The 25,826-nt window shown below is 70.5% G+C and carries 21 protein-coding genes; 11 read left to right on the top strand and 10 right to left on the bottom strand.

Translation table 11 applies throughout. The annotated features are described in order from the left end of the window. Positions 1–38 precede the first annotated feature (38 nt). Together FHX33_RS10520 and menD are read left to right on the top strand one after the other, a co-directional pair. Positions 39–392, top strand: coding sequence for a PLD nuclease N-terminal domain-containing protein (locus tag FHX33_RS10520; RefSeq protein WP_021764959.1), 354 nt, complete (start codon positions 39–41; stop codon positions 390–392). Further along, the gene (gene menD, locus FHX33_RS10515; RefSeq protein WP_183428487.1) at positions 385–2,208 is read left to right on the top strand and encodes a 2-succinyl-5-enolpyruvyl-6-hydroxy-3-cyclohexene-1-carboxylic-acid synthase; all 1,824 of its coding nucleotides are present in this window, start codon (positions 385–387) and stop codon (positions 2,206–2,208) included. Before FHX33_RS10520 ends, menD begins: the two co-directional genes overlap by 8 nt. On the opposite strand, the gene FHX33_RS10510 is transcribed toward menD, so the two are convergent. Then, positions 2,198–3,604, bottom strand: coding sequence for an aldehyde dehydrogenase family protein (locus FHX33_RS10510; RefSeq protein ID WP_183428486.1), 1,407 nt, complete (start codon positions 3,602–3,604; stop codon positions 2,198–2,200). The two genes, menD and FHX33_RS10510, sit on opposite strands and share 11 nt — an antisense overlap. A gap of 325 nt (positions 3,605–3,929) precedes the next feature. Here FHX33_RS10510 and FHX33_RS10505 point away from each other — a divergent pair, with 325 nt between their 5' ends. Next, positions 3,930–4,844, top strand: coding sequence for an AraC-like ligand-binding domain-containing protein (locus FHX33_RS10505; protein ID WP_051337083.1), 915 nt, complete (start codon positions 3,930–3,932; stop codon positions 4,842–4,844). A gap of 81 nt (positions 4,845–4,925) precedes the next feature. Here FHX33_RS10505 and FHX33_RS10500 read toward each other — a convergent pair whose 3' ends face one another. Further along, positions 4,926–6,374 (bottom strand): APC family permease, encoded by a 1,449-nt coding sequence (locus FHX33_RS10500; protein ID WP_221209582.1) that lies wholly within the window; start codon positions 6,372–6,374, stop codon positions 4,926–4,928. Between the two features lie 285 nt (positions 6,375–6,659). Here FHX33_RS10500 and FHX33_RS10495 point away from each other — a divergent pair, with 285 nt between their 5' ends. After that, positions 6,660–8,639 (top strand): primary-amine oxidase, encoded by a 1,980-nt coding sequence (locus FHX33_RS10495; protein WP_183428485.1) that lies wholly within the window; start codon positions 6,660–6,662, stop codon positions 8,637–8,639. A gap of 51 nt (positions 8,640–8,690) precedes the next feature. Here the strand turns inward: FHX33_RS10495 and FHX33_RS10490 are convergent, their stop codons facing one another. Continuing rightward, on the bottom strand, positions 8,691–9,182 hold the full coding sequence (locus FHX33_RS10490; protein WP_183428484.1) for a hypothetical protein: 492 nt from the start codon (positions 9,180–9,182) through the stop codon (positions 8,691–8,693). A 185-nt stretch (positions 9,183–9,367) separates the two neighbouring features. On the opposite strand from FHX33_RS10490, the gene FHX33_RS10485 reads away from it, so the two are divergent. Further along, positions 9,368–9,913, top strand: coding sequence for an acyl-CoA thioesterase (locus FHX33_RS10485; RefSeq protein ID WP_021764723.1), 546 nt, complete (start codon positions 9,368–9,370; stop codon positions 9,911–9,913). Between the two features lie 41 nt (positions 9,914–9,954). Here FHX33_RS10485 and FHX33_RS10480 read toward each other — a convergent pair whose 3' ends face one another. After that, complete coding sequence (locus tag FHX33_RS10480; protein WP_183428483.1) at positions 9,955–11,325, bottom strand: FAD-binding oxidoreductase; 1,371 nt, start codon at positions 11,323–11,325, stop codon at positions 9,955–9,957. A gap of 88 nt (positions 11,326–11,413) precedes the next feature. On the opposite strand from FHX33_RS10480, the gene FHX33_RS10475 reads away from it, so the two are divergent. After that, complete coding sequence (locus FHX33_RS10475; protein WP_183428482.1) at positions 11,414–12,373, top strand: DNA-3-methyladenine glycosylase family protein; 960 nt, start codon at positions 11,414–11,416, stop codon at positions 12,371–12,373. A 37-nt stretch (positions 12,374–12,410) separates the two neighbouring features. On the opposite strand, the gene FHX33_RS10470 is transcribed toward FHX33_RS10475, so the two are convergent. Both FHX33_RS10470 and FHX33_RS10465 read right to left on the bottom strand, forming a co-directional pair. Then, complete coding sequence (locus tag FHX33_RS10470; protein WP_021763888.1) at positions 12,411–12,962, bottom strand: SRPBCC domain-containing protein; 552 nt, start codon at positions 12,960–12,962, stop codon at positions 12,411–12,413. Between the two features lie 130 nt (positions 12,963–13,092). Beyond that, entirely contained in the window at positions 13,093–14,709 is a 1,617-nt protein-coding gene (locus FHX33_RS10465) for a phytoene desaturase family protein (protein WP_021763887.1), read from the bottom strand. Between the two features lie 127 nt (positions 14,710–14,836). Between FHX33_RS10465 and FHX33_RS10460 the strand changes: the two genes are divergently transcribed. Both FHX33_RS10460 and FHX33_RS10455 read left to right on the top strand, forming a co-directional pair. Next, the gene (locus FHX33_RS10460; RefSeq protein ID WP_183428481.1) at positions 14,837–18,565 is read left to right on the top strand and encodes a proline dehydrogenase family protein; all 3,729 of its coding nucleotides are present in this window, start codon (positions 14,837–14,839) and stop codon (positions 18,563–18,565) included. A 4-nt stretch (positions 18,566–18,569) separates the two neighbouring features. After that, complete coding sequence (locus tag FHX33_RS10455) at positions 18,570–19,424, top strand: aldo/keto reductase (protein ID WP_021764595.1); 855 nt, start codon at positions 18,570–18,572, stop codon at positions 19,422–19,424. Here FHX33_RS10455 and FHX33_RS10450 read toward each other — a convergent pair. The 4 genes from FHX33_RS10450 to FHX33_RS10435 all read right to left on the bottom strand — a co-directional run bounded on the left by FHX33_RS10450 (position 19,418) and on the right by FHX33_RS10435 (position 22,589). Then, positions 19,418–20,851 (bottom strand): ATP-binding protein, encoded by a 1,434-nt coding sequence (locus tag FHX33_RS10450; protein WP_183428480.1) that lies wholly within the window; start codon positions 20,849–20,851, stop codon positions 19,418–19,420. The genes FHX33_RS10455 and FHX33_RS10450 overlap by 7 nt on opposite strands. After that, a complete protein-coding gene (locus FHX33_RS10445) occupies positions 20,848–21,585 on the bottom strand; it encodes a response regulator transcription factor (protein WP_183428479.1) in 738 nt (245 codons plus the stop codon). The genes FHX33_RS10450 and FHX33_RS10445 overlap by 4 nt, the downstream gene beginning before the upstream one ends. Positions 21,586–21,673: 88 nt before the next feature. Beyond that, positions 21,674–22,099: an SRPBCC family protein gene (locus tag FHX33_RS10440; RefSeq protein ID WP_021763689.1), complete on the bottom strand. Its 426-nt coding sequence runs from the start codon at positions 22,097–22,099 to the stop codon at positions 21,674–21,676. 52 nt (positions 22,100–22,151) lie between these two features. Next, the gene (locus FHX33_RS10435) at positions 22,152–22,589 is read right to left on the bottom strand and encodes an Lrp/AsnC family transcriptional regulator (protein WP_021763688.1); all 438 of its coding nucleotides are present in this window, start codon (positions 22,587–22,589) and stop codon (positions 22,152–22,154) included. 184 nt (positions 22,590–22,773) lie between these two features. Here FHX33_RS10435 and FHX33_RS10430 point away from each other — a divergent pair, with 184 nt between their 5' ends. The 3 genes from FHX33_RS10430 to FHX33_RS10420 are packed head-to-tail and all read left to right on the top strand — an operon-like array spanning position 22,774 to position 25,402. Next, entirely contained in the window at positions 22,774–23,025 is a 252-nt protein-coding gene (locus FHX33_RS10430) for a hypothetical protein (protein ID WP_183428478.1), read from the top strand. Further along, positions 23,022–24,875, top strand: coding sequence for an alpha/beta hydrolase (locus FHX33_RS22125; protein ID WP_021763686.1), 1,854 nt, complete (start codon positions 23,022–23,024; stop codon positions 24,873–24,875). Before FHX33_RS10430 ends, FHX33_RS22125 begins: the two co-directional genes overlap by 4 nt. Continuing rightward, positions 24,872–25,402: a hypothetical protein gene (locus FHX33_RS10420; RefSeq protein ID WP_021763685.1), complete on the top strand. Its 531-nt coding sequence runs from the start codon at positions 24,872–24,874 to the stop codon at positions 25,400–25,402. The genes FHX33_RS22125 and FHX33_RS10420 overlap by 4 nt, the downstream gene beginning before the upstream one ends. Positions 25,403–25,826: the final 424 nt, after the last annotated feature.

The following is a 25,826-nucleotide window of genomic DNA, read 5'->3' as shown; positions in this document are numbered from 1 at the left end:
CCAGCTTAGAGACGGACTCTGAGAGTTACGATTGACGCATGGTTCGCCTCTGGATAGTCCTCGGCGTCGCAGCCGCGGTCTTCTACATCTATTCGGTGGTGGACTGCGCGCTCTTCGATCGACTGAGGGTGCGCGGCCTTCCCAAGCCCGTGTGGCTGCTCATCATCATCCTGTTCCCGGTCATCGGCGGGATCCTCTGGTTCCTCATCGGCCGCGGCCGACGGCGAGCCGGCGACCGTCGCCTGATCGCTCCGGACGACGACCCCGAGTTCCTCGGCAAGCTGAAGCTCGACCGTGACCAGGAAGAGCGCATCCGCCAGCTCGAGAAGGACCTCGCGGACCTCGACGACAACGGACCCGACTCCGACCAAACCGGCCGCCGGGATGGCTGACCCTCTCACCGCGGACTCCGACCAGGGAGTCCGCGAGTCAGGCACGCCCGTGCCCGACGCCGAGACGGCGACCGGTAATCCCGCCACCGACTACTCGACGGCGCTGCTGAGAGCATTCGTGCGCAACGGTGTCCGCGACCTCGTCGTCAGCCCCGGATCGCGCTCCCAAGCGCTCGCCCTCGTCGCGGCCTCGCTCGAGCACAGCGGTCACGCGCGACTGCACGTGCGGATCGACGAGCGGGTCGGCGGCTTCCTCGCGCTCGGCCTCGCCCGTGAGACCGGCGCGCCCGCCGTCGTGATCACGACGAGCGGTACGGCGACGGCCAACCTCCACCCCGCCGTGCTCGAGGCGCACGAGGCGGGCATCCCCCTCATCGTGCTGACGGCGGACCGCCCGGCCGAGCTGCGCGGCATCCGCTCCAACCAGACCACCCAGCAGGACGGCCTCTACGGTGTCGCCGTGCGCTTGTCGCGAGACGTCGATGCGCCCCGAGCCACGGATGACGCGGAGCGGATCGCCGAGGCCAACGCGGCGAAAGGCCTCGCGCTCGCCGCGGTACGCGCCGCCGTCGGCGCCGACACGGCCGACCCCGGTCCGGTCCACCTCAACGTGGCCTTCCGCGAGCCGTTGTCCGTCGCCGCCCCCGCGCTCCAGGAGCCGATCGACGGAGCGCTCCCCGCCACGGCGGGCCCCGAATCACTCGGCAGGAAGACGATCGAGCTGACGGAAGGGCCGCGCACCGTCGTGGTCGCCGGCGCCGACGCCGGGCCCGAAGCAGAGGAACTCGCGCGCGAAGCCGGGTACCCGCTGCTCGCCGAGGTCTCCAGCGGAGCTCGGTTCGGGCCGAACCTGGTCGTCGCCTACCGCGAACTCCTGCGCGAAGAGGCGTTCGGCGCGCGCGTCGAGCGCGCGATCGTCTTCGGACATCCCACGCTCAGCCGGGAGGTCCCCGCGCTGCTGACGCGCTCCGACGTCGAGGTGATCGTCGTCGCTCCTACCGGGGCCCAGGCGTACGACCCGGGCCACCGCGCACGGATCGTCGGAGGCGCGCGGCCGCCCGCGACGGTCGACCTCCGCTCGCCCGAGGTGCGCGGCTGGGTGGGCAGCTGGGTCTTCGCCAGCCGCCGGCTCATCGATGCCGCCGAGCGCGCGGCCGATCCCGCGGCGGTGGCGCCCGACGTCGATAAGGCCCGCTCGTACGAGCCGGCCGACGCTCTCGCGTTCGCGAAGGCCGAGCTCGCCGCGGTGCGCGCTCCGATCACGCGCCCACTGCTGGCGGAGGCGCTCTGGCGCTACACCTGGCCGCACGACCGCCTGGTGCTCGCGGCCTCCCGTCTGATCCGCGACGCCGACCGCATCGTCCCGGGCAAGAAGATCCAGGTGCACTCCAACCGCGGCCTCGCCGGCATCGACGGCACGATCGCCACGGCGACGGGGATCGCGATCGCCAGTCAGGCCGCCGCGGCCGAGGCGGGGACCCCGTCCGGCGTGACGCGTGTGCTGCTCGGCGACCTCGCGCTCCTGCACGACGTGGGAGCGCTGCTCGGCGCGCCTGGAGAGGACCGGCCGCACCTGCAGCTGGTGCTCGGCAACGACGGCGGCGGAACGATCTTCGACGGTCTCGAGGTGGCCGCGACCGCCGGCACCGCGGCGTTCGACCGGGTGCTGTACACGCCGCACGAGGTCGACGTGCCGTCGCTGGCCCGCGCGTACGGATGGGACTACCGCGCCGCGCGGACGAAGGGCGAGCTCGATCAGGCGCTCTCCGCTCCGCCCGCGGGCGTCAGCATCGTGGAAGTGCCGCTCAGCCGTTGATGATCTGCGGCACGGCGACCGCCTTCAGGCCCTCGACGCCGAACTCGAGGCCGTAGCCGGACCCCTTCACGCCGCCGAACGGGATCATCGGGTGGACGCCGCCGTGCGAGTTGATCCACACGGTGCCGGCCTGCACGCGGGCGGCGACCGCTCGTGCCTCGTCGCGGTCGCCCCACACGGAACCGCCGAGTCCGACGTCCAGCCGGTTGGCGCTGGTTACGGCGTCCTCCACGTCGGAGTACCGGATGATCGGGAGCGCGGGGCCGAACTGCTCCTCGTCGACCAGGGCGACGCCGTCAGCGACGTCGGCGACCAGGGTGATCGGGTAGAACAGCTCGCCGAGCTCGGTGGCGGGGGATCCTCCCGTGACGATGCGGCCGCCGTTCGCCTTCGCGTCCTCGACGAGACGGTTCACGATGTCGAACTGCTGCTTGTTCTGGAGGGGGCCGAGCACGTTCTGCTCGTCGAGCCCGTTGCCCATCGGCGTGGTGCGAGCCACCTCGGCCAGCGCCTCCACCGTGGCGTCGTAGATCGAGTCGTGCACGTACAGGCGCTTGAGCGCGGCGCAGGTCTGGCCGGTGTTGATGAACGCTCCCCAGAACAGGTCCTGCGCGATGGCCTGCGGGTCGGCGCTCGGCAGCACGATGCCGGCGTCGTTGCCGCCGAGCTCGAGGGTGAGGCGGGCCAGGTTGCCGGCCGAGCTCTCGATGATGCGCCGGCCGGTCGCGGTGGAGCCGGTGAACATGATCTTGTCGACGTCGGGGTGGCTCGCCAGACGCGCGCCGACCTCCCGATCGCCCGAGACGGCGGTCAGCACGTCTGCGGGCAGCACCTCGTTGAGCACGCTCACGAGAGCCAGGACGCTGAGCGGGGTGAACTCCGACGGCTTGAGCACCACGGTGTTGCCCATGCGCAGTGCGGGGGCAAGCTGCCAGATGCCGATCATGAGCGGCCAGTTCCACGGGCCGATCGCGCCGACGACGCCGATGGCGCGATAGTGGAGCTCGGCGTGCACCTCGCCGTCGTCGACGATGACCTCAGGCTCGAGGGCGACGGTCGCGGAGGTCCGCAGCCAGGCGGAGCAGGCGCCGATCTCGAAGCGCGCGTTCGGGCCGTTCAGCGGCTTGCCCTGCTCGCGGGAGAGCAGCTCAGCGAGAGCCTCCGCGTTCGCGTCGATGGTGTCCGCGGCGCGCAGGAGGATCTCCGTGCGGGCCTCGTGGCCGAGCGCCTCCCACGCGGGCTGTGCGGCACGGGCGCGCGCGATCGCGGCGTCCAGGTCGTCGACGCTCGCCTCGGGCGCGCGGCCGATCTCGGCCCCGGTGGCGGGATCGTGGATCGGGCGACCCGATCCTTCCGGCGCGCTGACGCGGGCGAGCAGTTCGGTGTAATCCGACATCGGGTCTCCTCCAGTGGAACGGTCCTCGCCCCAGTCTCCGACCGGGAGGGCCGGAGACGCTTGACCGTGCACGCACGGCCGATGACGGGCGGTGCAGAGCTGTCCGGGGCGGGTGCCGGAGAGGTGGACAGACTCGTTCTCTGGCAGTCCCGCAGGGCAGGGTGATACGATCCGCATCACGGATCGTATACAAAGTCGTCCCCGGTCCGCAGTGAGGTCGATCGTGCTCATCGCCCAGCAGCAGGCTCCCCAGTCGTCGCATCAGCCGGCGCAACCGTCGCACCAGGCGCTGTCGCGCGCCGAGAGTCGGGTGGCGTCCAGCGCCATGCGCGACTTCAGCGCGTTCCGCACCGCGGTCTCCGAATCGTTCGTGCCGTTGCACGTCACCAGCGACCGGCCCGATCCGTTCTGGGGCCGCATCCGGATGGCCACCGCCGACACCGTGCACGTCTCGGAGGTGAGCGCCTCCCAGCACGTCGTCGAACGGACCCCCGAGCTCATCGCGCGCTCCGACCGCGACTACTACAAGCTCAGCATGATGCTCTCGGGCACCGGGCTGCTCATCCAGGACAACCGGGAGGCGTTCCTGCGCCCCGGCGACCTCGCCGTCTACGACACGCACCGGCCGTACTCGCTCGTCTTCGACGACGACTTCCGAACCATGGTCGTGATGTTCCCGAAGCACCTCATCGACCTCCCACGCGAGCTCGTGGCGCAGCTGACGGCGGTGCGCTTCGACGGACGCTCGGGCGTCGGCGGCATCATCGTGCCGTTCCTCGCCCAGCTGGTCGGCAACCTCGACCAGCTCTCCGGGCCGACCGGCACCCGGCTCGCGCACAGCGCGCTCGACCTGGTGACCACGCTCTTCGCCGACGAGCTCGACGCCCGCACGGAGACGATCGACCCGCACCGCGCACTGATGCAGCGCATCCGGATGTACATCGACGCGAATCTCGCCTCCACCGATCTGGGGCCGACCCAGATCGCGGCGGCGCATTTCATCTCCACCCGGCACCTGCAGGGCCTGTTCCAGGAGCAGAGCACGACGGTCTCGGCGTGGATCCGCACCCGCCGCCTCGAGCGCTGCCGCCGCGACCTCGTCGACCCGCTGCACGCCGACCAGTCGGTCGCGTCCATCGCGTCGCGGTGGGGGTTCGTGGATGCGGCGCACTTCAGCCGGGTGTTCAAGGCGGCGTACTCCGAGTCGCCGTCGGACGTGCGGGCCGCAGCGCGCGCCTGAGCGGCGACCGGCACACGCGGAACGGGGCGCCCTCCGTGGAGAGCGCCCCGTTGCCGTGTCGCGTCGTGCCGGTCAGCCGGGTCAGTCGTCCTCGGCGCCGAGCTCGGGGGCTCCGGTCTCCTCGGTCCCGTGTCCGATCTGCGCGTACACCTTCGGGTTGCGGTGCTTCAGTGCCATCCCCCAGAACACCCCGATGATGCCCGGGACGATCACGATCGCCGGGAGGATGAAGGTCGTCGCGCTCGGCGGCGCCGTGGGGTCGCTCGTGAGCAACGTGTTGAAGTAGACCAGGATCAGCACGAAGACGACGGTCAGGGCGACGCCCGACACCACCGGTGCGATGATGCGCTGCCAGGGGCCGAGCCCGCGTCCGTCGCGGCGGAAGAATCCGATCACCGAGAACGACACGATCGCCATCAGGAGCACCAGCCCGAGCGCACCGCTGTTGGTCAGCCACGAGAAGAGGGTGAGCACCGGGAACAGTGCGGCCGGCGCTCCCTCCGGCGGCGTCCATCCCGTGCCCGCGATGGCGAACGCGACGATGACGACGGCGGCGAGAACGGTCTGGGTGAGCGAGCCGGCCCAGGGCGCGCCGCTGTGCGCACGGATGCGGGCTAGCCAGTTCGGCAGCACGCCCTCGCGTCCCAGCGAGAAGAAGTACCGGGCGACGGCGTTGTGGAAGCTGACGAGGGAGGCGAATAGGCTCGTGATGAAGAGCAGCTGCGCGATGTCGCTGACGATCACGCCGACGTGCGAGGACAGGAAGTTGAAGATGAGGTCGGGGCCCTGTTCCGTGGAGGCCTTGATGACGGCGCTCGGGCCGGTGCCGACGGTCATCGCCCACGAGGAGAGCGCGTAGAAGATCGCGATGACGGCGACGGCCGTGTACGTCGCGCGGGCGACCGTGCGCTTGGGGTCCTTCGACTCCTCGCCGTAGATCGCCGCCGACTCGAAGCCCATGAACGCGGCGATGCCGAACGCGAACACGGCGCCGATACCGGGGACGAAGAGCGAGGACGGGCTGAGCGCCTCGGGGCTGACGCCCTCCGGCGCGACGATGAACGAGACGATGTCGTAGACGATCACGACCACGAACTCGAGCGCGACGAGCACGCCGAGCACCTTGGCCGAGAGGTCGACGCGGTTGACGCCGAGCACCGCGATCAGGGCGATGCACACGAGGACGGGGATCCACCACGGCACATCCCAGCCGAACTTGCTCGACAGGAGGGAGGAGACCTGGAAGCCGAACATCCCGTACACGCCGATCTGCATCGCGTTGTACGAGATGAGGGCGACGATCGAGACACCGACGCCGCCGGGCCGGCCGAGGCCCTGGGCGACGTACGAATAGAACGCGCCCGCGTTGGTCACGAACCGGCTCATCGCCGCGTACCCCACGGCGAAGATCGTGAGCGTGACGCCCAGGATGAGGAAGGACAGGGGCACGCCGAGCACGCCGGTGACGGCGAACGTCGTGGTGACGCCTCCCGCGAGGACGGTCAGCGGCGCAGATGCCGCGACGATCATGAAGGTGACGGCGGGGACGCCCAGCCGGCGGTGGGCGGCGGTTCGCGTGCCGACGGCGGTGTCGGCGGATTGAGTGGAGGTCAACGGATTCTCCTCGATCGGTGCGCAAAGAAGGAAGAGCTCGGGAATGCGCGATTGCTGACGATTGAATCGGTTGACGGCTCCGAGGGGTTGGCCTGCGACGCAGAGCGGTTGTCTGAATCGGAACGTTCGCCCGGCCCCGCCTTCCTGGCCGCGGCGCCGAACCCGGATACTGAACGGACGAGCTCGACGTAAGGAACACCGATGTCCCACCAGCACACCTCCACCGTCACGGCGCCCACCGAGGTCCGCCATCCCCTCGACGCATTGACCGCGCAGGAGATCGCCGACGGCCGCGACATCCTGGTGGCGGCGGGGCTCGTTGGGGAGACCACGCGGTTCCCGTCGGTGCTGCCGGTGGAGCCGTCGAAGGAGGCGGTGGCTGCGTTCCGGGACGGGGATGCCATCGACCGGCGCATCCTCTTCGTGCTGCTCGACACCGCGACCGGCGCGTCGGCCGAGGCCATCGTGTCGGTCACCACCCGCGAGCTCGTCGATCACCGCCCGCTGGGCACGGCCGAGGCGCCCTACGGCCAGCCGCAGTACCTCTTCGAGGAGTACGCGCGCGCCGAGGAGATCGCGAAGGCGTCGCCGGAATGGCAGGCGGCCATGGTCCGGCGCGGGCTCGGAGACCGGATCGAGCTGGCCTTCTGTGCGCCGCTCGCACCCGGCTTCCACAACCGCGCCGAGGAGACCGGCCGCCGCGTCATCCGGTCGCTGACCTTCCTGCGCTCCACGCCGACCGACTCGCCGTGGTCGCATCCCGTCGAGGGGCTGATCGTGCACATCGACGTCACGACCGGAGCGGTCCTGCGCGTGGAGGACGACGGCGACGTGCCGGTGCCCGAGCTCGACGGAAACTACGACGCCGCCACGATCGGCGCGGCCCGCACCTCCCTCAAGCCCATCGAGATCACCCAGCCCGAGGGGCCGAGCTTCCGCGTCGACGGCCAGCACGTGGAGTGGGAGAACTGGAAGCTGCGCGTCGGCTTCAACGCCCGCGAGGGGCTGGTGCTGAACCAGGTGACCTTTCGCGATGGCGACGAGGACCGCTCGGTGCTTTACCGCGGCTCGGTGCCCGAGATGGTCGTGCCCTACGGCGACACCACCTCCACCCGGTTCTGGATCAGCTACTTCGATGCGGGCGAGTACCTGCTCGGCAAGAACGCGAACACGTTGACCCTCGGCTGCGACTGCCTCGGCGTCATCCACTACTTCGACGGGGTCGTGGCCGACGACCACGGCAACCCGGTGACGATCCCGCAGGTCGTGTGCATGCACGAGGAGGACTACGGCATCCTCTGGAAGCACACCGACCTCGACGGCAAGACCGAGGTGCGCCGCTCTCGCCGGCTCGTCATCTCGTACTTCTCGACGATCGGAAACTACGACTACGGGTTCTTCTGGTACCTCTACCTCGACGGCACGATCCAGGTGGAGGCCAAGGCCACCGGCATCGTGTTCGCCGGCGCGGGCGTGCCTGGATCGACCGACCCGCACGCGCCCGAGATCGCCCCCGGCCTGTTCGCGCCCGTGCACCAGCACCTGTTCTGCGCGCGCCTGGACGTCGCCATCGACGGCGACCGGAACTCGCTCTCCGAGATCGACGCGGTCGGCATCCCGATGGGGCCCGACAACCCGCACGGCAACGCGTTCACGTGGACGAACACGCCGCTCGCGCGCGAGTCGGAGGCGCAGCGGCTCGCCGACCCCTCCCGGGCGCGGGTCTGGGAGGTGCGGAGCGCGGACCGGCGCAACGCCGTCGGCGCCCCGACCGCGTACCACCTGCTGCCGCAGCCGAGCGCGACGCTGCTCGCGCAGCCCGAGTCGACCGTGTGGGGGCGCGCGACCTTCGCGACCAAGCACCTCTGGGCGACGCCGTTCGACCCGGCCGAGCGGTTCCCGGCCGGCGACTACCCGAACGCGCACGCCGGCGGCGCCGGGCTGCCCGCGTGGACGGCGGCAGACCGCTCGCTCGAGGAGACCGACCTGGTGCTCTGGCACGTCTTCGGGCCGACGCACATCCCGCGCCCCGAGGACTGGCCGATCATGCCTGTCGACTACTCGGGCTTCCACTTCAAGCCCTACGGCTTCCTCGACCGCAACCCGGCGCTCGATCTGCCGGACGGCGCGGCCGGCGGTACGAGCTGCTGCGCGGGCGGGGAGTGCAGCTGCGAGCACTGAGGTGGTGACGGGTCGGCGGGGCGTCCCGGCGACGCCGTCCGGCCTCGTCCGTCAGCGCGGGAGCAGCATCCCGGCGGCCATGATCGCCATCGCGACCGCGGCGACCACGGGAAGGGCGCCGCGCGCGAAGCCGACCCGGCGCGCGTGACGCACGGCCAGCATCGGGCAGAGGGCGGCCAGCATCGCGACGGCGACCGGGAGGATGAGCGCGAGCCCGTCGACGTGACCCGCGTGGGCCGCGGCCGTCGTCGACTCCGCCCTCCCGTGCGTGTGGAAGAGGTCGAGCACCACCATGAGGGCCATGGCGAACGGTTCCACGGCGAGGTGGGAGGCTGCGCCGGTCCGCGTGCCGCGTGCGCGTCGTGCCGCTGCCGCGCATCCCACGGCCACCGCGACCAGCGCGGCTGCCCACGCGAGCGGAGGCACCACCGGGAAACCCGCCCACATCGCGGCCGTCGCCAGGAGGGACAACACGGCGACGGCCGTCGTCAGCGCGAGGGCCGGAGCCGGAGTGCGGGCCGCGCGCGCCGGAGCGGTGGTCATGCTGCGACGCTACGGGAGTGGCCGCGTGCACGTCTTTCCCGGGCGCGCACGGTGGTTGAGCGTGGCGGAACGGTGTCGCGGGTGAAATCGCACAACACCTGAATACTGAGCGCCGATCGCAGTTGGAGATCGGACACAACGATTGCGCGAGATCGTTGGCCGGTGGCTACTCTGGCTCGGTGCACATGATCTTCCGGACGATGCTCCACTTCTGGCTCTCCCGCTTCGGACCGCGGCTCGGACATTGGGATGTGGCCCGCACGAAGTTCCGGGTGATGCCGACCGACCTCGACATCCTGAAGCACATGAACAACGGGGTGTACCTGTCGATCGCCGACATCGGCCGCTTCGACCTGCTCAGCCGCAACGGGGTGTGGGCCGTCTTCAAGAAGCGCGGGTGGTACCCGGTGGTGGCGTCGGAGACGATCTCGTTCCGCAAGTCGCTGGAACTCTGGCAGCCGTTCGTGGTCGAGTCGCGCATCCTCGGCTTCGACGAGAAGGCCGTCTACGTGGAGCAGCGGTTCACGGTGGACGGCGAGATCTACACGCAGGCGTTCATCCGCGGCCGCTTCCTCAAGCGCGGTGGCGGCATCGTGACGATCGACGAGCTGCTGGAGGCCGTGGGCCCGGCGCCGAGCGATGTCGCGGTGCCCGAGTGGCTGCTCGAGTGGGGTGCGGACGCGGCGCTGCCGTCGACCCGCGCGGCCGCGCCCAGCGTCTGGAACGAGTGACGCCGGGCGCGGCCGGGCGCAGCCGCTAGCGGGGCTCGCCGCTAGGCGGGGCCGAACGGGAAGACGCGCTCCGGGTCCCACCGGGACCGGGTCTCGGCGAGACGGCTGGCGATCGTCGGCGGCCACATGCGATCGAACTCGGCAGGGTCGTCCAGATCGGTCGCCCAGTTGATGTTCGTCACCGGTGAGACGCGATCGCCGAGCACGGCGGCGATCGCCTCCGCGTGAACGGGCGCGGCCTCGGCGAACGTCGTCGGGTCGGCCGCGATCGAGCTGAACGTGTGGGTGCTCGCCCGGCCGCCGACCGCCGTGCCGCCCGCCGGGTCGCGGTGGGTCGCGCCGCCGAGCTGGCGCACCTCGACCGCAAGGAACGGCGACTCCGCACGCGGGCCGATCAGCGGCAGCAGCGCCTCCGCCAGCTCCCGATCGAACGAGTCGAGCATGTGCCCACGGATCCAGCTCGGGCCGCCCACCTCGGGATCGTTGTGGATGGTCGCCACCGCCGTCGCCGGCATCTCGGCGACGAAGTCGAGGTAGACCGGAGCCGCGGCGCGCATCGGCGCGAAGAGGCGCTCGCCCTCCTCGGCGTCGCCGGGATACGCGAACCGCACGTTCAACAGAGAGCGACCGCGGAGGGGCGGCGGGGGACCCTCCACGTCCGGGATGCGGAGGAACGCCACGGACGTGGTCGCCTCCTCGGCGAGGCCGGCCGCCCAGTCGGTCCAGGCGCGGAAGGCGTCCTCGATCGCGTCGCCCTCGAAGAAGACGCTGCCGCCGTACAGGCTGGAGAGTGGGACGAGCTCGAGCGTCATCTCGGTGACGACGCCGAGTCCGCCTTTGCCGCCGCGCAGGGCCCAGAAGAGTTCGGGATGGGTGGTGTCGTCGGCGGTCACGAGCTCGCCATCGGCGGTCACGACACGGAACCCCCGCACCCAGTCGGCGGTGAAGCCGTGACTGCGGGCGAGCGGGCCGAGACCGCCACCGAGCGTGTACCCGACCGCTCCGACGCTGGTCGACGAGCCGGTGACCGGCGCGAGCCCGTGCTCGGCCGTCGCGGCGATGACGGGCGCCCAGCGGAGGCCGGCGCCGATCCGTGCGCGGCGGGAGGCGGCATCCACGTCGAGGAGGTCGAGGTCGCGGGTGATCAGCAGCAGGCCGCCGGAGATCGGCGCCTCGGACCCGTGGCCGGTCGCCTGGATGCGCAGCGGCAGTCCGTTCGCGCGGGCGAAGCGCACGGCCTGCACCACGTCGCCCTCGTCGCGCGCGGCGACGAGGATGTCGGGGTCGTGACGGATGGTCGGGTTGAAGCACGTGGCTTCGGCGGCGAGGCCATCGTCGCCACGGAGGAGGACGGTGCCGCGGACGGATTCACGCAGCTGCGCGACGAGTTCGTCGTCGAGTTCGATTCCCATGGCGCCGAATGTAGGGGAGTCCACCGACACGCGGGAAGGGGCCCGGGGCGCTCATCCGCTGTCAGGAGGCTGACGTAGCATGTGCCGCATGACCGCCGTGCTGCCCGCCGCCTCCGGGTCGCACGCCCTCCCCGACGCGGAGACCGTCTACCGGCCCGCCGTCGCGATCGACGTGCCGGCCACGCTCGGCCTCCTCGGGCGCGGGCCCTACGACCCGACGACCCAGTGGGACCTCGGGGGCGTCTGGCGCACCTGGCGCACGCCCCACGGCCCGGCGACACTGCGCATCCATCGGCCGGCGCGGGACGGCTCGATCCGGGCGACGGCATGGGGGCCGGGTGCCGCGTGGGCCATCGACGCCGTGCCGGCGCTGCTCGGCCGCGACGACGACTGGAGCGGGCTCGACGTGAGCGGGCATCCACTGCTCCGCGGAAGCCTGCACCGTAATCCGGGCCTGCGGCTCGCCCGCACGGGACGCCTCCTGGAGGCGCTCCTGCCGGCGATCATCGAGCAGCGGGTGACGAGCCTGGAGGCCTACCGCTCGTGGGCGCGACTGCTCCGCTGGTACGGCGAGCCCGCACCGGGACCGGCGCCCGAGGGGATGCGCGTGGTGCCGACGATCGAGCAGTGGCGTGGCATCCCCTCCTGGGACTGGCATCGGGCGGGCGTCGACCCGCGGCGGGCGCGTGCAGCCCAAGCGGTGCTCGTGGTGGCCACCTCGCTCGAGCGCGCGGCCGAGCGGGCGGAGACGCTGGCCGCGGCGGCCGACGCGCTGCGGACGGTGCCGGGCGTCGGGCAGTGGACCGCCGCCGAGACCCTGCAGCGGTCGCACGCGCATCCCGACCTCGTGAGTGTCGGCGACTACCACCTGGCTCACTACGTCGGCGAAGCCCTCATCGGGCGCCGCGTGGACGACGACGGGATGCTCGAACTCCTGGAACCGTGGACGGGGCACCGGCAGCGCGTGGTGCGGCTGATCCTCGCGAGCGGATTCCGATTCGAACGTCGCGGGCCGCGGATGACCGTGCAGGATCACCGCTGGCACTGAGCGGGCTGTGGGGCGCGTCCTGCGGTGGGCTAGCCGGTCAGCCGGTGGTGCCGTTGCGCAGGGCCTCGGCGTGCTCGATCTTCAGATCGTGGTCGAGTTCTCGGCACAGCGTCTTGTAGTGGTCGAGGAAGTCGGGGTAGTACTCGTCCCAGACGGGCAGCGGCTTGCCGTCGTGCGCCGCGATCATCCGGTCGAGGTAGTAGTCCCAGCCCACCCCGTAATCCGCGCCCTCCGCGACGGTGTGCAGGAGGTCGCCGAACGTGATCGTGGTGTGGCCGCTCGACTCCGTCAGGTGTACGAACATCCGGCGCGCCGGGGCGGTGCCGACGTCGACGTGCAGGCGGTGCGGGGCGTCGCACAGCCGGATGGTCACGTTCTCCCACTCGGCGCCGTCGCCCTCCGCGTTCATCCGGAACTTCACGGCCCCGGTGGAGGGGGTGCCGGTGAACTCGCCGATCCATCGGCTGAGGTACGCGGACCTGCTGAAGAAGGCCCAGACCTCCTCGATCGGCGCGTGGACGATGCGGTCGAGCACCACATAGACCCCGTCGTCCTTGCGGACCAGTCTTCCCGTCGGCTGCGGTGTCATGATGACCTCCCATTGAGTCCGACCCTCGTGTCCCTCACCATAGTCACCGCCCGGGCATCGCGGCAGTGGTGGCGCTGGGCGGGTGATGGGTGGTGGGTGCGAGTCCTCTCAGCCCGCGCACGTGCCGCTCTCAGCCCTCCAGAACGGCCATCGCGGCGTTGTGCCCACCGAGCCCGCTGACCGCTCCGCCCCGTCGGGCGCCCGAGCCGCAGAGGAGGATGCGGGGGTGCTGCGTCGCGACACCCCAGCGCTCCGCGGGCGTGCCGAGGGGCTCGTCGTCCTCGGCGAACGGCCACGACAGCGGCCCGTGGAAGATGTTGCCGCCGGGCATGTTGAGGGCGCGTTCGAGGTCGCGCGTGGTCTTGGTCTCGATGCAGGGGTTGCCGTCGCCGTCGGTGAGCAGGAGGCTCTCGATCGGCTCGGCGAGCACGGAGTCGAGCGAGGCGAGCACGGCATCCTGCAGGCGCTGGCGTGTGGCGTCGTTGTTCTCGTCGGTCAGCCAGCGGTCAGGGGTGTGGAGGCCGAAGACCGTGATGGTCTGCGCGCCGCTCTCCGCCAGCTCGGGATCGAGGATGCTGGGATCGGCGAGAGTGTGGCAGTAGATCTCGCAGGGCAGGAATTCGGGCATGACGCCGCGCAGCATCCCGGCGTGAGCGGCCTCGAGCTGCGTGTAGGTCTCGTTGATGTGGAACGTGCCGCCGAAGGCCGCCTGCGGGTCGAGCGACTCGTCGCGGAGCCGGGGGAGGCGGCTCAGCAGGAGGTTGACCTTCACCTGTGCGCCCTCGGCGCGCGCGCGGGCCGGGGTATCGGTGCCGGTGCGGGCATCGGGGTCGCCGTCCGCGTCGAGCAGGCGGTCGAGGACCTCCGGCGCGACGTTCACGAGGACGTGCTCGCCCTCGACATGACGCTCGTGGCCGTTGCGCAGGTAGGACACCGAGCCGTCGGGGTGGATGGCCGTGACCTCGGCGCCCGTGACGATGCGCGCGCCGGCCTCGCGAGCGACGCGGGCGAGCTCGCCGGTGACGGCGCCCATCCCGCCGATCGGGACATCCCACTCGCCCGTGCCCTGGCCGATGACGTGGTAAAGGAAGCAGCGGTTCTGATCGAGCGACGCGTCGGAGACGCTGGCGAACGTGCCGATGAGTGCGTCGGTCGCGGCGACGCCCCGGACGAGGTCGCTCTGCAGGCGCGACTCGATGAAGCCGCCGATGGGCTGCTCGATCAGGGCGTCCCAGAGCTCGTCGTCACCGACCAGGCCGCGGGCCTCCGAGCGGGTCAGGAGGGGCTCGGTCACCGTCGGCCAGAGGGCGCGCGCGACCTCTCCCGTCGACTCGTAGAAGGCGGTGAAGGCCTCGGCGTCCGCCGCTGCGCCGACGCGCGCGAAGGACGCCGCCGTCGCCTCCTGGTCGGTGTTGTCGATGAGCAGGCCGGCGCCCGTGGGGTCTCCCGGGACAGGCGTGTACGACGAGTACCGGCGCCGGGCGAGCCGGATGTCGAGCCCCAGGTCGTCGATGATGCGCTGGGGGAGGAGGCTCACGAGATAGGAGTAGCGCGAGAGTCGCGCCTCCACCCCAGGGAATGCCTGCGCGCTGACCGCTGCACCGCCGACGTCGTCGAGGCGCTCGAGCAGGATCACGCTCTTGCCGGCCTTCGCGAGATAGGCCGCGGCGGTGAGCCCGTTGTGGCCGCCGCCGACGATCACGACGTCGTGCGTCGCGGCGGGGGAGGAGGGTGCGCTGTCCGTCATGCAAGAGAGCCTAGGCGACGCCCACGGGGAGACGAATGCTCTCCACAACGGTCGCTCCGGCTGCGACTTCTCCACATGTTCGAGCGCCGCCAGCGTCCGCGCGGCCGGGGTCGTTACAGTCGTGATCATGGTGGATGACACGGACGGCGCCCCGCAGCGCCCTGCTCAGCTGGCCCACGAGGCCGTCGAGCTGGTGCGCGTCTGGCTGACCGAGAGTGCCCGCGCGAGCGACGGCTCCCGGCAGGACCCGGCGGCCGAACGCCTCGCCGGCGTGCTCCGCGACCCGGACGGCCTCGATTTCGCGGTCGGGTTCGTGGACGGCGTCGCCCGCCCGCAGGACCTCTTCGTGGCGGGCTACAACCTGCAGCGGGTCGCCAAGCGCATCCCGCGCTTCCTCCCCTGGTACATGCGGCTGGCGATCTGGCTCGGAGGCGCCTTGGGTCCGGTGGTGCCCTGGATCGTCATCCCCATCGCCCGGCAGGTGCTCCGCCGCATGGTCGGCCACCTCGTGGTCGACGCGACGCCGCAGAAGCTGGGCCCGGCCATCGCGCACCTCCGCGCTCCCGCCGACCCGCAAGGCCACGGCGCACGGCTCAACCTGAACCTGCTCGGCGAGGCGGTGCTCGGCGAGGCGGAGGCCGCACGCCGTCTGGAAGGCACGCGGGCGCTCCTGGCCAGGGACGACGTCGACTACGTGTCGATCAAGGTCTCCTCGATCGCGTCGCAGCTGTCGATGTGGGCGTTCGACGAGACCGTGCAGCGCGTGGTCGAACGACTCACTCCGCTCTACGAGCTGGCCGCGACCTCCCCCACCCCGAAATTCATCAACCTCGACATGGAGGAGTACCGCGACCTCGATCTCACCGTCGCGGTCTTCACCGGCATCCTCGGCAAGCCGCAGTTCAGAGGACTCGAGGCGGGGATCGTGCTGCAGGCGTACCTGCCCGACGCTCTCGACGCCCTGCAGACGCTCACCGAGTGGGCTGCGGAGCGACGCGTGCAGGGCGGCGCCCCCATCAAGGTCCGTGTCGTCAAGGGAGCGAACCTCGCCATGGAGCGCGTGGATGCCGCGATCCACGGCTGGCCGCTCGCGACCTATGGCAGCAAGCTCGAGACCGACGCGAACTACAAACGGGTGCTGGACTGGGCGCTGACGCCCGAGCACACGGACGCGGTGAAGATCGGCGTCGCCGGTCACAACCTCTTCGATGTGGCGTACGCATGGCTCCTTGCTTCGCAACGGGGCGTGACGGAACGGATCGACTTCGAGATGCTGCTCGGGATGGCGACGGCGCAGGCGGACGCGGTCAAGCGGACTGTTGGCGGCCTCCTGCTCTACACCCCCGTCGTCGACCCGGGGGAGTTCGACGTGGCGATCTCGTACCTGATCCGCCGGCTGGAGGAGAACGCGAGCCAGGAGAACTTCATGTCCGCGGTCTTCGAGCTGGACTCGGACCCGGCGCTGTTCGACCGGGAGAAGGAGCGCTTCCTCGCCTCGGTGGCGGCCCTCGAGGCCGACGCGCTCCCGCGCGGCGCCGCTCCCGTGCCGCATCGTCAGCAGGACCGGACCCGCGAATGGGAGGAGGCGACCGCTCCGTCGTTCACGCGGCCGCCCGCAGTGCTTCCCAGCGGCCAGACCGACGAAGGCCTCACGAGCGTGGTCCTCGGTCTGTCGCGCGGATCCGCGGGCGACGGCCTGTTCGACGTCGAGGATCCCGCGCTCCCCTCGGTGGAAGCGGCGGCGTCGTCCGACTCGGCGACTGCGCCCGCTGCGTCGGCTCCCGTCGCGGCGGGGACGGCGGCGGCCGCCTTCCGCAAGGCGCCGGACACCGACCCATCGATCGCCGCGAACCGCAGCTGGGGGCGTCGCATCCTCTCCCGGTCCACCGCCTCCGACCTCGGCTCCGCGACCATCGCGGCCGCCGCCGTGACGGACGCCACCCGGCTCGAGACCATCCTCCGGCAGACCGTCACAGCCGGCACCTCGTGGGGGACGCGCAGCGGATACGACCGCGCCGCCGTGCTCGACCGCGCCGGCCACGCGCTGGAGGCCAACCGCGACCGCCTCATCGAGGTGATGGCCGCCGAGACGGGCAAGACCATCGCCGAGGCCGACCCGGAGGTGAGCGAGGCCGTCGACTTCGCCCACTACTACGCGGCGCTCGCGCGCGACCTCGACCGCGTGCAGGGCGCGCGATTCGTCCCCTCCGCACTCACGGTTGTCACGCCGCCGTGGAACTTCCCCGTCGCCATCCCGGCAGGATCCGTGCTCTCCGCGCTCGCCGCGGGTAGCGGGGTGATCATCAAGCCGGCACCGCAGGCCAAGCGCTGTGCAGCGGTGCTCGTCGAGGCGCTGTGGGAGGCCGGAATCCCGCGAGAACTCCTCGCGCTCGCCGATGCGCCGGAGAACGAGCTCGGCCGATCGCTGATCGCGGACCCGCGGGTCGGCCGCGTAATCCTCACCGGCTCGTACGAGACGGCGACGCTCTTCCGCTCGTGGCGGCCCGACCTCCCCCTCTTGGCGGAGACCAGCGGTAAGAACACCATCATCGTGACCCCGAGCGCCGACTACGACCTCGCCGTCTCCGACATCGTGAAGAGCGCGTTCGGCCACGCCGGGCAGAAATGCTCCGCGGCGAGCATCGTCATCCTGGTCGGCTCGGTCGCTCGCTCGGAGCGGTTCCGGCGCCAGCTGATCGACGCCACCACGAGCCTGCGCGTCGGCTATCCCTCCGATCCGACCAGCCAGATGGGCCCGTTGATCGAGCCGGCCGCAGGCAAGCTCCTGCACGCCCTCACCACGCTCGGATCCGACGAGGAGTGGCTCGTGGAACCGAAGCGGCTGGACGACACCGGCCGCCTCTGGTCCCCGGGCATCCGCACCGGGGTCCAGCCCGGCTCCTACTTCCACCTCACCGAGTTCTTCGGCCCGGTGCTCGGGATCATGACCGCCCGCACCCTCGACGAGGCGGTGCGGTACCAGAACGCCGTCGAGTACGGCCTGACGGCCGGGCTGCACTCCCTCGACTCGGATGAGCTGGCCGAGTGGCTGGAGACCGTCGAAGCCGGCAACCTCTACGTCAACCGCGGCATCACCGGCGCGATCGTGCGGCGGCAGCCGTTCGGCGGCTGGAAGCGCTCCTCCGTGGGGGCCGGCACGAAGGCGGGCGGTCCCAACTACCTCCTCGGACTCGGCGGATGGGTCCCCGAGACGGGGCGGTCCAGCGCCAGCCTGCATCTCCGCGGCCTCGAGGACCGCGTGTCGGATCTGATCGAGTCCGGGCAATCGTCGATGGATTACGCTGCGTTCGACCTCGTCCGTCGCTCGGCACTCAGCGACGCGATCGCCGTCGCCACCGAGTACCGCCAGGTGAAGGACGTGTCCGCGCTCGGGGTGGAGCGCAACCTCTTCCGCTACCGTCCCGTCCCCGTGACCATCCGGCTCTCGGAGGGGAGCACACTCGCGGAACTGCTGCGCATCATCGCGGCGGGGACGATCGCGCGCTCGCCGTTCTCGGTGAGCACCGCGCTCAAACTGCCCCGTGCGACGCACCACCTCCTCCGCGAACGCGAGATCGAGGTCACCGTGGAGGACGACGCCCAGTGGCTGGCGCGACTGCGCGGCGGTATGGCGGGCGTACACCGCATCCGGCTCATCGGAGGCGACCCGGTGGCCCTCGCCGACGCTCTCAGCGGCGCACCTGACATCGCCGTGTACTCCGGGGCCGTGACGCCGTCGGGGCGGGTGGAGGTGCTCCCGTTCCTGCACGAGCAGGCGATCTCGATCACGAACCACCGCTTCGGCAACCCGACCCGGTTCTCCGATGAGGTGATCCGGACCGCGAGCGTAGGCTGAAGGCATGACGACCCCCGCCTCCGTCCCGTCCGCCGTGCCGTCTCTCGCCCTCAACTCGGGCGGCTCCATCCCGCAGCTCGGACTCGGCACCTGGCCGCTCGACGACGCCGAGGTCGAGAAGGCCATCGTCGCGGCAGCGGAGCTGGGCTACCGCCACGTCGACACCGCGGTCAAGTACGGCAATGAGATCGGTGTGGGCCGGGGCGTCGCCGCGAGCGGCGTGGCCCGCGAAGACTGGTTCGTCACCACCAAGCTCGACGGCGAGTACCAGGGACAGGACCGAGCCGTCGCCGGCCTCGACGCGAGTCTCGAGCGACTGGGGCTGGACTACGTCGACCTGCTCCTGATCCATTGGCCGCTGCCCGCGCGCGGCGAGTTCGTCTCCACCTGGGAGACCTTCATCCGTCTCCGCGAGGCAGGGAAGGCCCGCGCGATCGGCGTCTCGAACTTCAAGCCGGCGCACCTCGACACGCTCATCGCCGCCACGGGCGTCGTCCCCGGGGTCAACCAGATCCAGCTCAGCCCGGCGATCACCCGCCGCGAGCAGCGAGCATACGACACCGAGCACGGCATCCTGACCGAGTCGTGGAGCCCCCTGGGCGGAGGCTCGGGCGACCTGCTCTCCTCCCGCGTGCTCGCCCGCGTGGCCGAGAAGCACGACCGCACGCCCGGTCAGATCGTCCTGCGGTGGCACATCCAGAACGGCCTCGTCGTCATTCCGAAGTCGGCCAACCCGCAGCGGATGGCCGACAACCTCGCGGCGTTCGGCTTCGAGCTGGACGCAGACGACCTCGCCGCGATCGCCACCCTCGACGAAGGCCCCGATGCCGGCGTCGACTCAGACCGCAGCGGTCACTGATCCGCCGGCCGCACGAGCGGCAGCGACACCGCGACGACCAGCCCGTTCGGTCGCCCGTTGGCGAGGACGACCTCGCCGCCCGCCGCCCCGGCCAGAGCCGCGACGATCGCCAGCCCGAGGCCGCCCCCGGCGCCCGACGTCGACGTTCGCGCCCCGTCGGCACGCGTGAAACGGTCGAGCGCGACCGGGATGAAATCCTCCGGCATCCCGGGACCGGTGTCGCGCACCGTGAGTACGACGCGGTCGGCGTCGACGGTGATCTCCGCCGTCACCGTCGCATCCCCGTGCCCGGGCACCGAGCGGATCGCGGTGATCGCGTTGCCCAGGAGGTTGTCCAGGATGCGGCCGACATCGGTCGGGCTCAGCGCGATGCGGGCGTCCGCGGCCGGTCTGCGCCGAGGGTCGTACTCGAAGTCGACCGAAATACTACCCGCGTCGTCGTCACCGCTGGCGAGGAGACGAGCCCGATCGATCGCGTCCGTGAGTTCGTCGACGAAGGTGCGCCAGTCGATGCGGCCGCTCGTCGGGCCGGCCTCGATGCGCGACAGCTCCAGCAGGTTGTTGGCGAGCTGACCGAGACGCAGTGCGGTGGCGTGCGAGGAGCGGATGTCGTGGAGGAGCGCGGTCGGGTCGCCCGCATCGAGCTCGGCGAGTTCCAGCTGTCCGCGCAGCACGGCCAGGGGAGTTCGCAGCTCATGGCTGGCGTCGGAGACCATCTGGCGTTCACGGTCGGCGGAGGCGCGCAGCCGGCGGATGAGGTCGTTGAGCGTGGTGGCCAGCTCCGAGAGCTCGTCCTGCGCCGGCCCGACGGTGAGCACGCTGGTCGACGCCTCCTGGCCCGTGCGCTCCTCGCCCGCGATCAGCTCGGCCTGCTCGCGCATCCTGCTCACCGGTCGAAGGGCGGCCCGCGCCAGCAGCCAGGACGCGCCGCCGAAGCCGAGGATGAGCACGCCGGCGCCGATGAGCAGCGCGGCCGTCAGTCGGTCGAGGATGAGCGCGGTCGTCTCGTCGTTGCGCGCCGCGACGATGTGCACGACCCCTTCGGGCGTGCTGACGGTCTGTGTGAGCACGAGGTACTGGTCGTCGCCGAGCTGGTACATGGTCGGCGTGCTGCCGAACGCGATCAGCTTGTCGACCTTCGGTTCCATCGCGGCGGGCAGAGTGGAGGCGAGGATCGCGCCGCTGGCATCCACGACGGCGAGCTCCTGGCCGCCGCCGGGGAGGTCGAACGGTCCCTGCGGACTGTTCTTCACCGACTCGGCGGGAGCCGCGATGTCGTTGTCGAGCAGCGTGACCGTCGCGTTGTGGAGGATCGAGGCGACGCCGATGCGGATGACGACCACCGCCGCGAGGCCGAAGAGCGAGGCGACGAGGAGGCTGCCGATGGTGATGCGCGCCGTGATCGACAGCCGTCGCAGCCACCTCACGACGTCGACGTCTCCAGCTTCTCGTCCTGCTTGCTCTCGCCCGTCGCCTTGGCGTCGAGCGCGTTCTTGGCGTCGAGCCGGTAGCCGCGGCCGCGCTCGGTGACGATCGAGAGGCCGGCCTCGGCGAGGTCGAGCTTCTTGCGCAGGTACGAGACGTACTGGTCGATGACGTTGGTGCCGATGTTCTCGGTCGTCCCCCACACGGACTCCAGGATGTCGGCGCGCGAGAGCGTCTTGTCCGGGTTGGTCGCGAAGAGGCGCAGCAGCGTGAACTCCCGGCGGCTGAGCGGCATCTCGTGTCCGTCGACGAGGGCCTGGTGTTCGTGCGAGTCGACGGTGAGCCGACCCACGGTGACCTGGGGGCGCATCCCGGTCGGCTCGCGGCGCAGCAGAGCACGCACGCAGGCGGCGAGCTCGGCGAAGGCGAACGGCTTCGTGAGGTAGTCGTCGGCGCCAGAGTCGAGCCCGTGGACACGGTCCTCGATCGCGTCGCGTGCGGTGAGGAGCAGGATCGGCATCGGGTTCGCCGCCTCGCGGATGTGGCGGCACAGCTCGAAGCCGCTCATCCCGGGCAGCATCACGTCGATCGCGGCGGCCGAGTAGGCGTCGCTGCGCAGCGCGATCAGGGCATCGACACCATTGGTGACGAGGGTGACCTCGTAACCTTCGGCGGCGAGACCGCGCTGAACGAGGCCTCCCATGTCGGGGTCGTCTTCCACAACGAGCAGCTTCATGCGCCCATCGTGCCACTCTTCGCCGTGGTGGCGCTCGGTTCCGTGGTCGCCGGGCGTCGCGCGGTCTGAGGATTCTCGCAGAGGACGTTCAGGATTGCTCGACCACGGATCGCAACGACTCGAGTGTCGACGCCCAGTTCGCAGACATCCGGTCGGACTCCGCCCGGTCGGCGCAGCCGTCCTGGGTGATGGTCACGAGGGTGCGATCGCCGTCGTCGGCGAGCAGATAAGAGACCGTCTGGTAGCTCTCCGGGACGTCGGGTTTGCCGCTGAGAGGGCTGTAGTAGCTGGTCACGAGGCGCTCGCCGGGGACGATCTCGAGGATGGTCCCCTTGTCCTCGTAGGGTTTGCCCTCCCACTCGCCGCGGTACGTGATCGGCGAGCCCGCCTGCCAGTCCGTCGTGACGCGCGCGCCGTACATGTAGCGGGCGATCGTGTCGGGGTCGGTCAGTGCGTGCCAGATCGCGTCGCGACGCGCGGCGATCGGGAGGCTCGTGCGTGCTGTCTCGGTCATGCCACGAGTGTGCGCGTGGTCCGACCGATCGTCTTGAAGATTCGCGACGCGGTCAGGAGTTGCCGCGGTTGATCAGGCGCGACAACACGATCGCGCTGCGTGTGTGATCGACGTTGGGGGCCAGGCGCACCTTCTCGAGGGCGGCCTCCAGGCTCGGGATGTCGCGGGAGCGGATGTGGACGATCGCGTCGGCGCTGCCCGTCACCGTGCCGGCGTCGACGACTTCTGGGACGGCGGAGAGGATCCGCAGCAGCTCCTCGGGCGAGACGGTGCCACGGCAGAAGAGCTCGACGTAGGCCTCGGTGCTCATGCCGTCGATCGCGGGGTCGACCTGGATGGTGAACCCGCGGATGACGCCATCGGCCACCAGCCGGTCCACGCGGCGCTTCACGGCGGACGCGGACAGCCCGACGACCGAGCCGATGTCGCCGTATCCCGCCCGCGCGTTCTGACGGAGGAGGTCGAGGATGCTGCGATCGAGGTTGTCCACGGCGCAAGCTTAGGGTGGATCGTTGCGTGGCCGGGAGTGTTACGCGGGAATCGTGCGTGGATACGCAGGGAGTGGTCAACGACGGGCCCTCTGCGCCGATCGTGACATCTCGTTCTTTCCATGCATTCCAAATATTGAGCTGGGTATTTTTGATCGATACCTTCGAGTCATGTCTGTTGTGGGGGTGGATACCGACGACGTCGGGGCGTGCGGCAGGCGATTCGAGGGATATCCGGAATCGCCGGTCGCTGTCGCGATGTCCGGGTCCGAGAGCGTGAGTACGGCCGTGTCGGGCTTCGCCGTCGCGTGGGGGAGGGCCGATGGGCGGATCGCGAACGACGACGGGGAATTCGTCGCGCGGCTGACCCGGGCATCGAGCCTCTTCGCGGAAGCGGAGGCGTCGATCGCCGAGCAAGGAAGGCGGTCGGGCTCGTGACGCTCGAGCTGGGGCAGACTTCGCGCCCGGAGGACCTCGTCGAGGGCGACCCGCACGCGCTCGGCGAGCAGGCGGAACGGTGGGAGGTTCAGGCGCGATCAGTTGTCGCGGCCGCCGCGGAATATCGCAAAGCCGTACCGGAAGTGTGGGAAGGGGCTGCGGCGGAGGCCTTCACCGCCGCGCGAGAGCGCCACCTCACCCGGACGACGGCGGCAGCGACGGCCTATCGGGAGGCTGCCGCTGCACTCTCCGCGCACGCTGCGGAGATCGCTGCTGCACTCCGCGTCGCCGACCGGGCGATCGCCGAGTGGTCGCGGGGCGAGACGGCGACCGCGGCCGCCCGTCGCAAGCATGACGACGAGAAGGCACGTGCAGCGAGCGCGCCGTTCGCGCTTCCGGTGCTGTCGGTCTTCGTCGATCCGGGAGTGGCGATCCGGGACAACGCCGAAGCGCTCCTGACGGATGCGCGCGCGGCGGTCTCCGCGAGCGACGGTGACACCGCCCGGGTGCTCCGCACTCTCACGGACCGGGCCTTCACGGGATCCGTGTTCGGGGCGGCTCCGCTGCCCGCGGGGCTCGCCGAGGTCATGGCGTACGCCGGCGAGAAGAAGTTGCTCCGCGACCTCCGGCGCATGTCCGGCTCCGAACTCGAAGCGTATGCTGCGGCGCACCCCGAGCTGCTCGACCGCCTTCTCGATCTCGGACCGGGACACATCGCCGCCTGGTGGCGGAAGCTCGACGACGCCACCCGCTCCCGCCTCGCCCGCAGCATCCCGCGCGTCGTCGGCAATCTCGACGGCGTCGACGCCCGCACCCGCTCCGAGGTGAACGAACGGATGCTGACGAAAGACATCGCCGCCCTGGAAGACGAGCTCGAGAGACTGAGGCGGACCAGGGATGGCCTCGCCCCCGGCGCCCGCGCGCTCTTCGACCGCCTCATCGAGAAGGACGAGAAGCTCCTCGCCGAACTCACGGCCATCCGCCGCGCTTTCGGCGGCGGCCCCGAGGGCGCCCCGCCGCACCAGCTCTACGCGTATCAGCCGGGCGAGCACACCAAGGTGGCGCTGAGCACCGGCCTCATCGACGACGCCGAACACGTCAGCCTGATCGTGCCGGGCATGGGGACGACGGCGGGGGACATCTGGAACTACGGCAATGCGGCACGGGCGCTTCGCGAAGCACAAGCTGTGGCATCCGGTCTGGATGCGTCCAAGATCGCCGTCATCGCGTGGCTCGACTACGACCCACCGGGAGCGATCGATGTCGTTGGCGTGATCCGCAACGAATTGGCTGAAGCAGGCGCGGATCGGCTCGGCCGGACGCTTCAGGGTCTTCAGGGCATAGAAGGCTGGGGCGCGCAGTCATCACAGCTGTCCGTGGTTGCGCACTCCTACGGTACGAATGTCGCTGCCATCGCCCTGGCGCGCCCGGGAGTCAGTGCTGGAAACGTCGTGATGCTCGGGTCAGCTGGAGTCTCCGGCGGGGCGCCGGTGGCAGGGGTGCTGAATGTGCCGCTGGGAGAGGTGTACGCAACTCAGGCGGTCGCTGACGAGTGGGCGCCACTCGGGCAATTTGTGTCCGGACGGACCGATCCGACTGATCCTGGCTACGGCGCGAAAGTATTCACATCAGAAGGCACCTCCATAAATGGCAGAGACCTCAAAGGAGTTTCGAGTCACGGACCATTCGGTTCGGAGAAGGAGCCCAGCTACCTGAATGACTTCACCTCTGCGCAGTACGCCGCCGCCATGGCATCGATGGGCAAGGGTGCGGAACTGCAATACGAGGGAACGCCCGACGATCGATCAGGTCTGAGGACCGGTAACCGGGTCGGAGGGCTTACGAGATGAGTCACGTGCTCGTGAAGAGCCTCACCGTCGTCTTCTGCACGGTCGTTGGGTTCACCGCATTGGCCGGGTGCGCTCAATCCCCGATAGATGGGAAGACAATCCAGATGCAACATAAGAGGGCCAAGGCGGAGATCGAGGGGCTCTACGAGAAGACGCTCGAAATCGTGGGCGATGGCTGGAACGCTTCAGAGTCCGAATGGAGCGGCTGCGGGCGCAGCGGTATCGCCCGTGAGGTGGATAGTTGGGCGCGCTTCAATCAACGGTTCGGACCGCTCGATGCTTCTCCTCAGGAGATTGCGGAGCGGGTAGCCGAAGGCTGGAACCGAATGGGGTATTCCGTCACGGTCGTGTCGGACGACTCGCTCACGCCGCCACGCAAGGTCGTCTCTTTCCCGGCCTACCTCACAGGCACGACCGAGAACGGGTTCGGAGCCGTGTTCACTATCGGTGAAAGCTACGCGGATTTCCGGGGACGCAGCCGGTGTGTCCCCTCCGATCCGGACCTCGAAGGTCAGGACCCGTCATGACCGCGTTCAGAGTGGATCCGGAGCAGCTCGAGGAGCTGGCGGGGGAGTCGTGGCGGCGACGGGAACGACTCGCGGAGGGGCGCGAGGCGCTGGCGAAAGCGGCGCGCGGGGCCGCGGGTGAAATGGACTGGCTTGCGCGCGGCGGGACACCGGACGACCGATCGCGCGCGAGAGCAGAAGGAATGCTTCGGCAGTGGGGACGATGACGAGACGTTTTCGCAGGCTCGTCGTGACTGTCGCTGGAACGGCCGCCCTCATGGGTGTGTTGTCGGGCTGCTCGACGGCTGAGGAAGGGGAAAGAAGCGTGGATCGAGATGGGGCGAAGGCTGAGGTCGAAGAGTTATACGAGGAGACTCTCGCTGTCGTCGGGCCGGGGTGGGGGTCGTCCGACGCCGAATCCTCGTGGGGAGGGTGCGCGCGAAGC

The sequence above is a fragment of the Leifsonia aquatica genome (assembly GCF_014190775.1).
Taxonomy (GTDB): Bacteria; Actinomycetota; Actinomycetes; order Actinomycetales; family Microbacteriaceae; genus Leifsonia; species Leifsonia aquatica.
Note: the sequence above shows the minus strand (reverse complement) of the source record. Positions and strands in the feature narration are given on the sequence as shown.